Origin of the sequence: Herbaspirillum sp. RTI4 (genome assembly GCF_034313965.1) — a bacterium.
GTDB lineage: Bacteria > Pseudomonadota > Gammaproteobacteria > Burkholderiales > Burkholderiaceae_D > Herbaspirillum.
In genome coordinates this window covers 1,537,860-1,552,537 of sequence record NZ_JAVIWQ010000002.1, presented here as the reverse complement: position 1 = coordinate 1,552,537, position 14,678 = coordinate 1,537,860, and the positions used below count along the sequence as shown (strand labels likewise).

Here is a 14,678-nt window from a genome sequence, read left to right as displayed (position 1 = left end):
TCCTAAAATAAATTTTAAAATATGCTTAGCATTTTTATCATTTATTTTGGAATGCAACAATATACACAAAGATTAAATTATCTCGCCACGATTCCCTTGTTTTCCCAATGCAACTCCTCGCCCGCTTTCAAGGTGTCGCTCACCGCTGCATGGTTTCCCACATTTTTTGCAGACGCTTGACCGACACCGGCATAGGCGTCTTCAATTCCTGCGAAAACAGGGATACACGCAACTCCTCCAGCAGCCAGCGGAATTCCGTCATTTTCGGATCATGGCTGCCGGCACGGTCTTTCTGGGCGCGCTGCCACGGCGTGGCGACTTGCAACCATTCGGCGGTCAGACGCGTATCGCGCAGCGGATCGGCGCGCAGTTTTTCCAGCCGCACATTGATCGCCTTCAGATAACGCGGGAAATGCGCCAGCGCAGCGTAATCGTTGTCGGCAATAAAACGCTTGCCCACCAGCAGCTGCAACTGCGACTGCATATCGGCCATCGCTTGCGGGTAGGCTTTTGCGCCCTGCAATTTCTTGGGCAGGCTGGCGTGCTCGGCCAGTATCTGCGCCGTCAGCCGCGCCAGCTCATTGACCAGCAAACCGAGACGGGCCTTGCCCTCTTCCTTGCGACGGGCGAACTGCGCGGCGTCGGTCGGCAGCGGTGCTTGTAAAAAAGCGCGTTCGAGTCCGGCAGCGATGATCTGATCGCGCAATTCCTCCTGCGACCCCAGCGCCATGAATTGCATGCCCATCTGCTGCAAGCCGGGAATATTTTTCTCCAGATACTTCAGCTGCTCTTTCATTTGCAAGGAAAACAGGCGGCGCAAACCGAGCCGGTGAAAGCGCGCCGCTTCGGCCGGATCGTCGAACACTTCCAGATCGCAATGCGCGCCGCGATCGACTAACGCCGGAAAACCGATCAGGGTTTGCTTGCCCTGCTGGATTTCGAGCAGTTCCGGCAAAGCGCCGAAGGTCCAGTCCTGCAAACCAGAAAAGGACGTGCTACCCGTCTTGGCCGTGCTGCTTGCCCCCATCGCCGGAGCGGCAGGACGTGAACCGGCACCCACCGGCGCGACAGCCGGGGAAGTAGTGCCGCTTTCGGCATTCGCATTCGCATTCACACTCACGCTCAGATCGGCCAGCTTCTGGAAACTTTCCCGCGCCTGCCCGCCGAATTCCGCTTGCAAGGCTGCCAGATTGCGCCCCAGCTCCAGTTGCCGTCCATGCTCATCGACGATCTTGAAATTCATCGCCAGATGCGCCGGCAGCGTTTCCTGTTTGAAATCGCTGAGTTTGACCTGCTGCGTCAATTGCTCGCGGATATCGGCAATGATCGCCTCGCCCAGACTGCCTCGCCCGAAGGTCTGGCTGGTCTGCACGCGCTCGCAAAATCCGGCCGCGTAATCGGGCAAGGGCACGCAGTGACGACGTATTTTTTGCGGCAGCGATTTCAGCAGCAACTGCACTTTTTCTTTCAACATCCCCGGCACCAGCCATTCGCAACGATCGGCCGAGACCTGATTGAGCGCATACAGCGGCACCGTCAGGGTCGCACCATCGCGCGGCGCGCCCGGTTCGAAGTGATAGCTCAGTCCCATTTCGATACTGGCCATGCGCAGCACTTTGGGGAACAGGTCGGTGGTGATACCGGCCGCTTCGTGCCGCATCAGGTCGTCGCGATCCAGGAACAGCAGGCGCGGCTCACGCGCCGTGGCGTCCTTGAGCCATTTTTCAAAGCCCAGTCCGTTGCAGACATCGGCCGGAATCAGCTTGTCGTAAAAGGCGGCAATCAACTCATCGTCAACCAGCACATCGAGGCGACGCGACTTGTGTTCCAGGTTTTCGATTTCGCGTATCAGCTTCTGGTTGTGCGCAAAAAACGGGGCGCGGGTGTCGTATTCGCCGCCGACCAAGGCATCGCGGATAAAAATTTCCCGCGCCTGCTCGGGATCGATCTGGCCGAAATGAATCCGCCGCTGGCTGTACACCACCAGCCCGTACAGCGTGGCGCGCTCGGAGGCGGTAACTTGCGCACCGCGTTTTTCCCAGCGCGGCTCGCCCCAGGTTTTCTTGAGCAGATGCGCGCCGACGCGTTCCAGCCATTCCGGCTGAATCTGCGCCACGCAGCGCGCAAAAAGACGGCTGGTATCGACCAGTTCCGCCGCCGTAATCCACTTACCGGGTTTCTTGATCAACGAGGAACCGGGCCAGATATGGAATTTGATGCCGCGCGGCCCGAGGTATTGCGGCTCGTCTTCCGCCTTGAAACCGACGTTGCCCAGCAGGCCGGTGAGCAAGGCGGTATGCAATTGTTCGTAGGTGGCAGGGGCTTCGTTGAGCCGCCAGCCCTGCTCGCGCACGATGGTCAGCAACTGGCTGTGCACGTCGCGCCATTCACGCAAGCGCATTTGCGACAGGAAATTGCCACGGCAATCGTCCTGCAACTGGCGGTTGGTTTTCTTATGCGCGATAGCGTCTTCAAACCATTTCCAGATTTTCAGATAGCTCTGGAATTCCGATTTTTCATCGGCAAATTTTTTGTGCGCGGCGTCGGCAGCGCTTTGCGCTTCCATGGGCCGGTCACGCGGGTCTTGCACCGACAAGGCGGCGGCAATAATCAGCAATTCGGTCAGGCAGGCGTTATCGAGTCCGGCCAGAATCATGCGTCCCACGCGGGGATCGAGCGGCAAACGCGCCAGCTTATTGCCCAGCGGCGTGAGTGCGTTGGCCTCGTCCATCGCGCCCAGTTCCTGCAACAACTGATAACCGTCGGCGATGGCGCGGCCGGGTGGCGGTTCGATGAACGGGAAGGTTTCCACGTCGGCCAGATGCAGCGTTTTCATGCGCAAAATGACAGCGGCCAGCGAGGAACGCAAAATTTCCGGCTCGGTAAAAGCGGGACGTTTTAAAAAATCCTGTTCCTCGTAAAGGCGTATGCACACCCCGGCAGCGACCCGACCGCAACGCCCTGCCCGCTGGTTAGCTGCCGACTGTGCGATCGGCTCGACCTGCAATTGTTCGACCTTGTTGCGGTAGCTATAGCGTTTGACGCGTGCCAGTCCGGCATCGACCACGTAGCGAATCCCCGGCACCGTCAGCGAAGTTTCCGCGACATTGGTGGCCAGCACGATGCGACGGGCATTGGATATCTTGAATACCCGTTCCTGCTCTTGCGCCGAGAGGCGGGCAAACAGCGGCAGAATTTCCACATGCGGCGGATGGTGCTTGCGCAGCGCTTCGGCGGCGTCGCGGATTTCGCGTTCGCCAGGTAAAAATACCAGCACATCGCCACTGCCCACTCGCGCTAACTCATCAACGGCATCGACTACTGCATCCATCAGATCGCGCTGCTCGCGGGCTTTTTGTCCGGCAGTGGGTGCCGCAGGTTTGGCTGCGGCAGGCGGCGTTACACCGCTGCGGTCGATGGAATCGACCGGACGGTAACGCACTTCAACCGGATACAGACGACCCGACACCTCAATCACCGGCGCCGGTTGCAGCACGCCGCCCACTTCCTTGCCAAAGTGACGGGCAAAGCGCTCCGCATCAATAGTGGCCGAGGTGATGATGACTTTCAGATCCGGGCGGCGCGGCAGCAATTGCTTCAGATAGCCGAGCAGGAAGTCGATGTTGAGACTGCGTTCGTGCGCTTCATCGATGATGATGGTGTCGTACTGCCGCAAGAGCGGATCGGACTGCGTTTCGGCCAGCAAGATGCCGTCGGTCATCAGCTTGATCCACGCGCCCCTGGAAAGGGTGTCGTTGAATCGCACCTTGAAACCGACATGCTCGCCCGCCGGCGATCCCAGTTCAAACGCGATGCGCTTGGCGGTCGAAGAAGCGGCAATCCGGCGCGGCTGGGTATGTCCGATCAGTCCGGTCACTCCGCGTCCCAGTTCCAGGCAAATCTTGGGTAGCTGCGTGGTCTTGCCTGAGCCTGTTTCGCCGCTGAGAATCAAGACCTGATGCGCGCGCAGCGCCGCTGCGATTTCCTCACGGCGTCCCGAAACCGGTAAATCCTCGGGATAAGTGATGGTCGGCAAGGGATTGCGAAAAGGCAGCGCAGGCGCTGTCGATGGCGCAGATGCCTCGCGCGGAGGACGAGACGGCCGCACAGACACATGGGATGCAGCACCCGAATTTCCCGCACTGCTCTTTCCGCCACCGCTCTTTCCGCCACTACTCGCTGGCGCGCCTGTAGCACGTGGGTTGCGTGGATTGCGTGGAGCGCCTGGCTGGCGCGGGGGATGGGGGGGGGATGTGGAGTCGGGCATGGAGGGTCGCATTATACCGGCCTTGCGCCAATAGGAAGGCGAGCCTCAGCCAGATCAAAGGCAAGCAGCAACGCGGACTGAGGGCGAACACGCATCTGCACACGCTCCCCGCATACGAGCGCACACCTATATAATGCCCGACATGGAAAACTCGACCGACTTCGTTCAATGGCTGCGCTCTGTCGCGCCGTATATCCACGCGTTTCGCGGAAAAATCTTCGTGGTCGCCTTTCCCGGCGAACTCGTCACGGCCGGCGATCTGACTGTTCTGGCGCAGGATGTGTCGCTGCTGCACGCGCTGGGCATCCGTATTGTCGTGGTGCATGGTTCGCGGCCACAGGTGGAAGAACAATTGGCGCTGCGCAATGTCGAGGCGCGCTTTCATAACGGTTTGCGCATCACCGATAGCGCCGCGCTCGAATGCGCGAAAGAAGCTTCTGGCGAACTGCGACTCGATATCGAAGCCGCTTTCAGCCAGGGTTTGCCGAACACGCCGATGGCGCACGCCACCATTCGTGTCATTTCCGGCAATTTCGTCACTGCCCGTCCGTTGGGTGTGATTGATGGCGTCGATCTGCAACTGACCGGACAGGTGCGCAAGATCGACAGCGACACCATCCACCCGATTCTGCAAGCCGGCGGTATTGTGCTGCTCTCGCCGCTCGGTTTTTCGCCGACCGGCGAAGCATTCAATCTGACGATGGAAGACGTCGCTGTTTCAGCCGCCATCGCGCTGCACGCCGAGAAACTGATCTTCCTGACGGAAACGCCGCTCATGAGCGACGCTGCCGATGTGCCTATCCGCGAACTGGCCTCGCATCAGGCCGAAGCCGTGCTGCAAGCCGGCTTTCTCTCGCCAGAGGCGGCGTTCTATCTGCGCAGCACGATCAAGGCCTGTAATGCCGGGGTTTCGCGCGCGCACATGGTTCCGTTCCAGACCGACGGTTCGGTGCTGCTGGAATTGTTTACGCATGATGGCATCGGCACCATGCTCACTTACGAAAACGTGGAAAGCCTGCGTGTGGCCACCATCGAAGACGTGGGCGGCATTCTGAAGCTGATCGAACCACTGGAAGCGGACGGCACACTGGTCAAGCGCGGGCGCGAGCTGCTCGAACGCGAAATTCATTATTTTTCGGTCATCGAGCATGACGGGGTGATTTTCGGCTGCGCGGCACTGTACCCATTCCCGCAAGAAAAAATGGGCGAAATGGCCTGCCTGACCGTCAATCCAGAAGTGCAGGCACAGGGCGACGGCGAGCGCATCCTGAAACATCTGGAAGCACGCGCGCGCGAAGCCGGGCTGACCAAACTATTCGTGCTGACTACCCGCACCTCGCACTGGTTCTTGCGACGCGGCTTCACGCTTGCCGGCGTGGATGCCTTGCCAAAGGATCGCCAGCATCTGTACAACTGGCAACGCAAATCGCTGGTACTGATCAAGAATCTATAAAAAAAACTGTAAAAGAATCTGTAACTCTTCCCGCCCAGTCATACCGCAAGGTTTGCATGGATTGCCGTGCAGCGGCATGGCCAGGTATTTTTATCGCTGCTTTTCATTGCTACTTTTCATCGATCATCTTGATCGACACACCCTTGAAGGAATTCTCATGGCTCGCATGGTCCATTGCATCAAACTGAACAAAGAAGCCGAAGGACTGGATTTTGCACCGTACCCAGGTGAGTTGGGCAAGCGCATTTACGAAAGCGTTTCCAAAGAAGCCTGGGCGGCGTGGCTCAAGCATCAAACCATGCTGGTCAATGAAAACCGGCTGATGCTGGCCGATGCCCGCGCTCGCAAGTATCTGGCAACGCAAATGGAAAAGCATTTCTTCGGCGAAGGTGCCGATGCCGCGCAAGGGTATGTGCCGCCGGCAGATTGATTCGAGGCAATCGACTCTATCGTTTCATAATTGAGTGGAGTGGGCCGATTGAGCAATTTGAACGCCCTGCGGTAGTGCAGCTACCGCCTCCATTCATGACGAACAATCAGTTCAATGTCTGAATCCAATGACTTCAGACGCTATCCGGTCCAGCGGCACGACACGATCAACCGCACCGTGCCGGATCGCCTCCTTGGGCATACCAAACACCACGCAACTGGCTTCATCCTGAGCAACCGTCTGCGCGCCAGCGTCGTGCATTTCACGCAAACCGCGTGCGCCGTCGTCGCCCATCCCGGTCATGATGATGCCCATGGCATTGTCCCGCGATACCGTGGCAACTGAGCGGAACAACACATCCACCGATGGTTTATGCCGATTGACCGGCGGTCCATCGAACACTTCTACAGCGAAAAATGCGCCGCTGCGCACCAGACGCATATGCATGCCTCCCGGCGCAATCAAGGCGCGTCCTATCGATACGCGATCACCATTACGCGCCTCCCGCACTTCAATCGCGCACAAACCGTTCAGGCGCTCAGCAAACAGCGCGGTAAATTTTTCAGGCATGTGCTGCACGATGACGATCCCCGCACACACTCTTGGCAAGGCTGTCAGAAGGATCTCGAGTGCCTGAGTGCCTCCGGTTGAAGTGCCAATCGCCACAATTTTATTCGACGATTCCGCCATCGATAATCCCGGTACCGAATGAACCGGCCGGGCAGTCGCCACGCCCGGACTGGCAACCCGGCCAAAATCACGTGGTGTCGCCAGTGCCGCTTGCTTCACGTCGCGAATCAGCTCTGCCGCAGAGTCCGACAGAAAAGTTTTGAGTCCCAGCTTGGGCTTGGTGACATAACCGACCGCGCCGGCTGCCAGCGCCTGCATGGTCGTGGCTGCTCCGTTTTCCGTCAAAGTGGAACAGATCAGCACCCGCGTGGGTCGCTCGGCCATGATTTTTTTAAGAAAGGTGATGCCGTCCATCCGCGGCATTTCTACATCGAGAACAATCACATCCGGCCATTCAAGCGCCATTTTTTCCTGGGCAAGAATGGGATCGGCTGCAGCGCCGATCACCTCCAATTGCGGATCAGCAGAAAAGATTGTTGTCAGCACCTGCCGCACAACGGCGGAGTCATCCACAATCAAAACCTTGATGGGTTTGCTCATAAAATTTCATCTTCCTGTTCACCGTCAAGCCAATCGAATTTCACCCAGACATCGCCACTTTCCACATCGAAATACAGGCGCCGATAACCATCCTTTCCTACGTTCTCTGCCGCCACTGTCAAGCCTGCATCTGCTACAAGCTGGCGTGCCATAGCGATATTGCGCGCACCGATATCCTGACTCGATGAGCTGGCGAACATACGACCACCTCCAAATATTTTGGCGGTGCATTCATGCAAATGCACCCCATTGCGAATCAGGTCGGATTGCATCCTGGCAAAAGCGCTGATGCCGTAGCGCCCATCGCGGTCACTCAATCCGGGAGCAAAAGGAAAAACAAAATGACAGATCGTGCCTAAACGCCGGCGCGGATGCCACAAGGTAATGGCAACGCAGGAGCCGAGCAGGGTTCCGAATACTTCTCCACGAAAACCAACTCCAGTATCTCCGGGGTTAAGAAACAGTTCGCGGGCCACCAAATCTTTGAAGCAGGGTTTGTTCATCCGCGACGGTCGCGCCGGTAAGCACCCGGCCCTACCGTAACCAGACCGTCAATCAGCCCATTCAATGTTTCCGCCATGCCCACGAACAACACCCCATCCGGGGTCAGGCTGTCAAGCAACTGGGTCACGATCTTGCGCTTGACCGGCGGATCGAAATAAATCAGCACGTTGCGCAAGAAAATGACATTGAAGGGAATCAGATGGGGCAAAGGTTCAATCAGATTGATCTGCGCAAATGCGGTTTTGTCGCGCAGGCTGCGATCAATCAGTAAGGTCCCTTCATAAGGGCCGGTACCACTAAGGCAATAACGCTTGAGCATGGTGGGAGAAATACTCTCCGTTCGCTCAAGTCCGTAATGCCCGCCCTGAGCCACTTCCAGCACACGGGTACTGACATCTGATCCGCGCACCTCCCATTTCGGCGCACGCGCCACACGCTGCAATTCGGCCAGCGTCATCGCGATCGAATACACCTCTTCGCCGGTAGAACAGGCCGCGCTCCATACGCGGAAAATGCTGCTTCTTGGCGCCTTCTCCACAATCTCGGACAGCATGTCGAAGTGCTTAGGCTCACGAAAGAAATACGTTTCATTGGTCGTCAAAAGATTAATCGCGACCTGCGCTTCCTCAGGAAACTGGTCCGACACAAGTTGTGCGAAATACGCCCCGTAAGAATCAAGCCCTGCCGTCTGCACCCGCTTGAACAGGCGGCTACAGATCAATGCTTTTTTGGAGGAGGTCAGCGCAATGCCGACCTTGTCAAACAGCCAATCACGGATCGTGGCAAATTCCAGCTCATCGAGGCTATTTAATTCCATGCGGCGATACCAAAAAATAGAGAAAGAAAGTCGCAACAAGCATCAACACTTAATCGAAGCCACCTGCATTTTCGATTTCGGCGACTCCCTCTCTTCTCATGGCGTTTCCGTCTGTTCCGGTGCCATCTGATGTAAGGAGAAAGTACGCTCGGCGTTAAGGATGATGACAAAACCATCTTCCAGTTTTCCCAATCCATCAATGAACTCTGCCCGGACCGGCGTGCCAAAACCCGGCGCAGGCTCGATCAGCTCTGCACCTATTTCGATGACCGCCGATACGGCATCGACCATGATGCCAATATCCAGCACATCACCGGCATCCGTAATTTCCAGAACGATGACCGAAGTGCGTTTACTGACTTCAAGAGCATCTCGTCCAAACAGCACGGCCAGATCAATCACCGGCACCACTGCCCCGCGCAAATTAATGACACCACGCATGTGCGCCGGCATCAGTGGCACCGTAGCCAACTGAACATTCCTCAGAATTTCCTTGATCGAGGAAATTTCCAAAGCGAAAACCTCTTTTCCCAGAGAAAACGTCAAGTACTGCTTCGCGTCTTCCCTGCCCTCTTCATCGTCGCCGTCGGCCGCAGATCGTCCGTGCGACAGCTGTGTTGTGGTGGAGGTCATCATGGATCAGAAACGCTTGAATTGCGACTCATCGAGCAGCGCAACCGGCGGCGCTTTGCGCGGGCCGACGATCTTTTGCGGAACCGGTTCACGTATCACCTTGTGCTGAACCGGACCATCGACCTTGAAGAAGTCCATCAGCTGCTGCAGCGCTCCGGCTTGCCCGGACATTTCCTCTGCCGTTGCCGCCAGTTGCTCCGACGCGGCAGCGTTTTGCTGCGTCGCCTGATTCAACTGATTCATCGCCGTGCTAATATGCGCCAGACCACTGGTTTGCTCTTCCGATGCAGCCGTAATTTCCTGCACCAGATCCGAGGTTTTGCGAATGGAAGGAATCATTGCGGTAAGCAAACGCCCCGCCGTATCCGACATGGCCACACTGTTAGCGGCCAGCTCGCCGATTTCTCTCGATGCCACCTGACTGCGCTCCGCCAACTTGCGCACTTCCGCCGCGACCACCGCAAAACCCTTGCCGGAAGCACCTGCGCGTGCCGCCTCAATCGCCGCATTCAGGGCCAGCAAATTAGTCTGGTCTGCAATGTCATCAATGATGCCGACTTTATTAGCAATCTGTTTCATGGCGTCGGCAGTGCGTTTGACAGCATCACCGCCCTCCACTGCTTCAGTCGCCGATTGGCTGGCCATGCTATCGGTGACCTTGGCATTCTCTGTATTCTGGATGACCGAACTGGACAGTTCTTCCACCGAACTGCTAGTGCGCTCCACACCCGCCGCTTGCTCAGAGGCAGACTGCGATAGACTCTGCGCCGTTGAACTCACCTGCGCAGAAGCCGAGGTGAGCGCCTCTGCCGCATTTAATACTTCGCAAATGATGTCGGATAATTTTTCGTTCGTTGTATTTGTATATTCTTTGAGTTCACCGAAAGTACCAGCATATTCAGTGGTAATACGCTGCGTCAGATCACCGTTAGAAAGCGCTTTGAGTACGCTGACTACTTCGCTCAAACCGGTTTCGCTAGTCATCATCAGACTGTTCATGCCGGCTGCCAGTACAGCAAAAAATTCCTCCTTGCCTGCCGGATCGATACGTCGTGTGAAATCACCGTTGACCGCCCCCTCCACCACACTGGCAATTTCCACTTCGACGGCAACTTCATTGGTGCGATCTTTCCATTCGACCACCGTGCCAAGCCGCGTGCCATCTTTGGAAATAATCGGACTAGCGAACAAAGCCATGGTGCGGCCGCCCACCTTGATCTGCGTCCGGTACAGACTACTCAGTGATGACAGCATATTGCGTTGATGCGGCGGATGCCTATGGAAGCGGTCAAAGCTGCCACCCAGAATCTGATCGGCGCGGAACTGTGGCAGGTCTTTGCGGAAATCGTTCTCGGCGTTTTTCATCATGCCAAAAACAGAATCATTCATGTAAATAATATCGCCGTCGATATTGGCAATCATGACCGAGGTTGAACATTTGTCCAGCGCCTGACGTACGCGCGCATTATCGTTGGCAACCAGCTCGGCCGTTATTTCCGCTTCACGGTCTTTCCATTCAACGACCGTTCCAAGCCGTTCATTTTTATCATTCAGCATCGGCGTGGCAATCAGACCGAAGGTACGGCCACCCACCTTGATATCGACGGCGTGAGAATTGTGCAGTCGGCCCAGCATGTTGCGCTGATGCGCCGGATTTTTGTGGAAGCGATCAAAACTGCCGCCGACCACATCGTCGACACGAAAGTCGGGCAAATCCTTACGGATATCGTTTTCGGCTTCGCTCAGCAGCGTGGTGACAGATTTATTCATATAGAGAATCTGTCCGTCAGCGTCGGCGATCATGGCCGAAGTCGAGGTGGCGTCGAGCGCCAACTTAATGCGCGAGTTAATGACGTTCGACTTGATCGTTGCCTGAAACCGGTCACGCACCATGTCGATTGCTGTCGTAATGACCGCCTTCTTGCCCGGGAAACGCTCTATATCGCGTGAGAAATCTTCTCTGGCATAGGCGGTCACCACATCAACAATTTGCATCTTGACGTCAATATGCGAACGGACCAGACGATTGATCGCATCACCAATTTCGCCAAAGCCACCGGCCAGCCCGGCAGTATCGATATGATCATCAATCCATCCTTCAGAATGGCGCTCAATCATCGTCTGTTGCGCGGTGCTTAGGCGTTGCAAGGTGATCCCGATGCCATTCAAGGCACCGGCAATTCCAGCGCGACCACCATTGCCATCACCATCCTTGCAGCGAAGCGAAAAATTACCACTCGCCAGCGCCTGTGCTACCGACAAAATGTCGTTGAGAACTGCTCGTTGCGCATAAAAAGTCCAACCCGCCAGAGCGACTCCTGCGACAAGAAAAACACCATGCAGCACACCAGGACGGCCCGGTTCCAGCACGGCCAGGCTCAATCCCATTGCGATCAGTGCAATCATTGACACCATCGTCTTTTCCGCTACGCCAAATCGTTTCAACATCATATCTCCCGGTTAACATTGCCCTGCCCCATGCCGATTGCCTGCAAATCACGCTGCAGGGCCTTTTGCCTGTCGATTGCCTCATCGGTTTTTTGATTCACCGCCAGTTTGACCAGCGCGCCAACATCCAATATCAACGCCACCTCCCCCGAACCGAGCACCGTCGATCCGCTGATACCGCGCAAATAGCGGAATAACTTTCCCAATGGTTTGATGACGGTCTGATACTCACCTTCAAGAAAATCGACCACCATGCCAGCCTTGTCATCACCACCGCTCTGTATCACGACGATACGACGCTTGTCGGGTGGCGGCCCATCGCATGCGAAGACGGAGCGTAAATCCAGCAGCGGCAAGACTTCGCCGCGCAATTTAATGAAACCGGCCGATTTGTCGTTGAGGTTCATGCGATCAGGATCCGCGTCGATGCACTCCAGCACCGCATGCAAGGGGATCACAAAGGTGCCATCACCAATTTTGACCAGGAATCCATCGATGATCGCCAGCGTCAGCGGCAGTCGGATTTCCATCGTCGTGCCATGTCCCAACACGCTGTGAATTTTGATCGAACCGCGCAGGGCTTCAATATTTTTGCGGACGACATCCATACCGACGCCGCGCCCGGAAAGGTTAGTGACTTTCTCTGCCGTGGAAAATCCAGGGGTAAATATCAGGTCGAATTTTTCCGTCTCGCTGAATGTCTGCGTTTCACTGACCAGACCACGCTCACGTGCTTTAGAAAGCAGCATGTCTCCATCAAGCCCGCGTCCGTCATCACTGACTTCAATCACAATATTGCCGGAATCATGCCGCGCCGAAAGTCGAATGGTGCCATCGGCAGGTTTGCCCAGAGCCTGTCGTACCGCTGGCATTTCAATCCCGTGATCGAGGGCATTACGCACCAGATGCATCAGAGGATCGCCAATTTTTTCCACTACAGATTTGTCGAGTTCGGTGTCCGCACCCTGAATTTCCAGGCTGACTTTTTTACCCAGCTCGCTCGATATGTCATGCACCACGCGCCGGTAGCGCACAAAGGTTTCTCCGATGCGAACCATGCGCAAACCAAGCGCGCCATTACGAATTTCCTCGACCAGATGACTCAACTGTTCAGTGGTACCGATCAGGCCCGGATCGCGTGATTTGACCGCCTGCAAACTGGCGCTGGCACCACAAATCACCAGCTCGCCAACCAGATTGATCAGTTCATCGAGTTTGTCGGACGGCACCCGGACAAACGAGCCTCCTTCATGGCGGGATGCAGCATTGTTGCTTTGCCGCTCTACAGCGGCATCCACCACTTCACTGGCGACTTTGTCGTTCGCCACTAATATCTGACCCACCGCTTGCGATGCCAATCGCGGTGTGCCATCTTCCGATTCTTCCTGTTGCGCCAGGGCTTCGTTAATATCTTCGCGTGTCACAGCACCACAAGCGACCAGAATATCGCCCAGACGTTGTTCATGTGGCAAGTCATGGATCAGTTGGATGAAGTCGGCTGCGCGGCGGGTGGGCGCAATGATATGCACCTCGCAATCGTCCCCTACGAATTCAAACGCGGCCTCAATGTCTGATTTACCGGCATCCGTTTTTAAGCGGATTTCAAAACCGAGCGAACAGGTTTCAGGATCAAATACACTCCATTCCGGCACAACTTCGTCGACCGTTGCAATGGTTTTTATCTCGCCGATTGTTTTGAGATATTCGATGACTGTCAGCGGATCAAATCCATTACGAAAGGTATCCCCATGAAATCGAAGCGACAGATGCCATACGCTCTCCGCACCGGAATTTTTCAGGTCGGCACCGGCAGAAACATCGACTGAGGGAACGGCACGTGCGGGAACATTGCCCATGAAGCCGGAGAGTTTTTCTTTCAGCGCCTCAGCAACACGATCACATTCCGCCAGCTCGTCTTCTGCCTCGCAATGCTGCTCAGTCTGTTCCAGGAGCTTGGCCATCATGTCGCAACTGGCGAACAATACTTCGCTCAGGGAGGTATCGATAGCGAGACCTCCCTTGCGCAACCGGTCAAGCACGCTTTCCAGTTGATGCGTGAAGTTGACTACGCGGGTGAGATTGAAAATTCCACTGGTACCCTTGATCGTATGCGCCGCGCGGAATAAGGCGTGGACTGCCTCCTGGTCTTGCGGTTTCTGCTCCAGGCACAGCAAAGAATCTTCCATTTGCTGCAGCATTTCACGCGCTTCATCAAAGAAAATCAGAAGTGCTTCGTCGAACATGCTGTCCTGTTGACTCATGCCGCCTCCTCCTCTGCAAAGCGATTTCGCACGCCATACAAGGTCAGCACTGCATCGATGGCATCAGACGTATTGCATAATTTCACATACGTTCCTGCACTCTTTGCCGCAAGCGCAAATGCCATCAACAATTGCAAGCCTGCAGCGTCAAATTCCCCTACCGTCGCAAGGTCTACTTCTATCGCCTCGGTCCCAGTATGGTCAGTTAATGCGATCTGCATGAGTGCCTTTATCTCAGCGACCCGTTCGATCGTCAGCGACCCGTTTAAAGTAACTGTTTGCATCGTCATGACTGCTCCGTTCACGCTGGTTAAGGGAGAATCAGTTTGGAGACCGCATTGAGCATTTGCGGCGGATTGAACGGTTTGATAATCCAGGCTTTGGCACCTGCTGTCCGTCCTGCGGCTTTGACTTCATCGTCACCTTCGGTCGTCAGCATAATTACCGGAGTGAATTTGAAAGCGACTTTTTGCTTGAGCTGGGTCACAAATTCAATGCCGTCCATGCGTGGCATGTTGACGTCACTGATGATGAGGTGGACTTTTTTCCCTGCCAGTTGATCCAGTTTAGACAGGCCATCGAGACCGTCTTCCGCTTCGATCACTTCGTACCCCGCTGCGCTCAGCGCCAGGTTGACCACGCGTCGGAGTGATGCGGAATCGTCTACGATCAAAATAAGTTTCGCCATGCAACCC

The 14,678-nt window shown here is 55.9% G+C and carries 11 protein-coding genes; 2 read left to right on the top strand and 9 right to left on the bottom strand.

The genetic code is table 11. The annotated features are described in order from the left end of the window. Nucleotides 1-139 precede the first annotated feature (139 nt). Nucleotides 140-4,279, bottom strand: coding sequence for an ATP-dependent RNA helicase HrpA (gene hrpA / locus RGU70_RS07150; protein ID WP_416186487.1), 4,140 nt, complete (start codon nucleotides 4,277-4,279; stop codon nucleotides 140-142). Nucleotides 4,280-4,409: 130 nt separating this feature from the next. Between hrpA and argA the strand changes: the two genes are divergently transcribed. Together argA and RGU70_RS07140 are read left to right on the top strand one after the other, a co-directional pair. Continuing rightward, on the top strand, nucleotides 4,410-5,720 hold the full coding sequence (argA, locus tag RGU70_RS07145; RefSeq protein ID WP_322208702.1) for an amino-acid N-acetyltransferase: 1,311 nt from the start codon (nucleotides 4,410-4,412) through the stop codon (nucleotides 5,718-5,720). Nucleotides 5,721-5,877: 157 nt separating this feature from the next. Further along, nucleotides 5,878-6,150 (top strand): oxidative damage protection protein, encoded by a 273-nt coding sequence (locus tag RGU70_RS07140; RefSeq protein ID WP_322208701.1) that lies wholly within the window; start codon nucleotides 5,878-5,880, stop codon nucleotides 6,148-6,150. A gap of 111 nt (nucleotides 6,151-6,261) precedes the next feature. Here the strand turns inward: RGU70_RS07140 and RGU70_RS07135 are convergent, their stop codons facing one another. From RGU70_RS07135 to RGU70_RS07100, 8 genes are all read right to left on the bottom strand, one after another. After that, a complete protein-coding gene (locus RGU70_RS07135; RefSeq protein ID WP_322208700.1) occupies nucleotides 6,262-7,320 on the bottom strand; it encodes a chemotaxis response regulator protein-glutamate methylesterase in 1,059 nt (352 codons plus the stop codon). Continuing rightward, on the bottom strand, nucleotides 7,317-7,823 hold the full coding sequence (locus RGU70_RS07130) for a chemotaxis protein CheD (RefSeq protein ID WP_322208699.1): 507 nt from the start codon (nucleotides 7,821-7,823) through the stop codon (nucleotides 7,317-7,319). The genes RGU70_RS07135 and RGU70_RS07130 overlap by 4 nt, the downstream gene beginning before the upstream one ends. After that, nucleotides 7,820-8,641 carry a protein-glutamate O-methyltransferase CheR gene (locus RGU70_RS07125; protein WP_322208698.1) on the bottom strand — a complete coding sequence of 274 codons (822 nt, stop codon included), beginning with the start codon at nucleotides 8,639-8,641 and terminating at the stop codon, nucleotides 7,820-7,822. The genes RGU70_RS07130 and RGU70_RS07125 overlap by 4 nt, the downstream gene beginning before the upstream one ends. Nucleotides 8,642-8,737: 96 nt before the next feature. Further along, nucleotides 8,738-9,277 (bottom strand): chemotaxis protein CheW, encoded by a 540-nt coding sequence (locus tag RGU70_RS07120; protein ID WP_322208697.1) that lies wholly within the window; start codon nucleotides 9,275-9,277, stop codon nucleotides 8,738-8,740. Nucleotides 9,278-9,280: 3 nt separating this feature from the next. Beyond that, nucleotides 9,281-11,722 (bottom strand): methyl-accepting chemotaxis protein, encoded by a 2,442-nt coding sequence (locus tag RGU70_RS07115; RefSeq protein ID WP_322208696.1) that lies wholly within the window; start codon nucleotides 11,720-11,722, stop codon nucleotides 9,281-9,283. Beyond that, nucleotides 11,722-13,983, bottom strand: a complete 2,262-nt coding sequence (locus tag RGU70_RS07110; RefSeq protein WP_322208695.1) for a chemotaxis protein CheA — start codon at nucleotides 13,981-13,983, stop codon at nucleotides 11,722-11,724. Before RGU70_RS07110 ends, RGU70_RS07115 begins: the two co-directional genes overlap by 1 nt. Continuing rightward, nucleotides 13,980-14,273 carry an STAS domain-containing protein gene (locus tag RGU70_RS07105; protein WP_322208694.1) on the bottom strand — a complete coding sequence of 98 codons (294 nt, stop codon included), beginning with the start codon at nucleotides 14,271-14,273 and terminating at the stop codon, nucleotides 13,980-13,982. The genes RGU70_RS07110 and RGU70_RS07105 overlap by 4 nt, the downstream gene beginning before the upstream one ends. 20 nt (nucleotides 14,274-14,293) lie before the next feature. Beyond that, a complete protein-coding gene (locus RGU70_RS07100) occupies nucleotides 14,294-14,671 on the bottom strand; it encodes a response regulator (protein ID WP_322208693.1) in 378 nt (125 codons plus the stop codon). Between the last annotated feature and the right edge of the window lie 7 nt (nucleotides 14,672-14,678).

Excerpts from the sequence above, each read along its gene's own strand:
- RGU70_RS07100 (WP_322208693.1), bottom strand. The coding sequence starts at position 14,671 with ATGGCGAAACTTATTTTGATCGTAGACGATTCCGCATCACTCCGACGC.
- RGU70_RS07140 (WP_322208701.1), top strand. The coding sequence starts at position 5,878 with ATGGCTCGCATGGTCCATTGCATCAAACTGAACAAAGAAGCCGAAGGA.
- RGU70_RS07115 (WP_322208696.1), bottom strand. The coding sequence starts at position 11,722 with ATGTTGAAACGATTTGGCGTAGCGGAAAAGACGATGGTGTCAATGATT.
- argA (WP_322208702.1), top strand. The coding sequence starts at position 4,410 with ATGGAAAACTCGACCGACTTCGTTCAATGGCTGCGCTCTGTCGCGCCG.
- RGU70_RS07105 (WP_322208694.1), bottom strand. The coding sequence starts at position 14,273 with ATGACGATGCAAACAGTTACTTTAAACGGGTCGCTGACGATCGAACGG.
- RGU70_RS07120 (WP_322208697.1), bottom strand. The coding sequence starts at position 9,277 with ATGATGACCTCCACCACAACACAGCTGTCGCACGGACGATCTGCGGCC.
- RGU70_RS07110 (WP_322208695.1), bottom strand. The coding sequence starts at position 13,983 with ATGAGTCAACAGGACAGCATGTTCGACGAAGCACTTCTGATTTTCTTT.
- RGU70_RS07130 (WP_322208699.1), bottom strand. The coding sequence starts at position 7,823 with ATGAACAAACCCTGCTTCAAAGATTTGGTGGCCCGCGAACTGTTTCTT.
- hrpA (WP_416186487.1), bottom strand. The coding sequence starts at position 4,279 with ATGCGACCCTCCATGCCCGACTCCACATCCCCCCCCCATCCCCCGCGC.
- RGU70_RS07135 (WP_322208700.1), bottom strand. The coding sequence starts at position 7,320 with ATGAGCAAACCCATCAAGGTTTTGATTGTGGATGACTCCGCCGTTGTG.
- RGU70_RS07125 (WP_322208698.1), bottom strand. The coding sequence starts at position 8,641 with ATGGAATTAAATAGCCTCGATGAGCTGGAATTTGCCACGATCCGTGAT.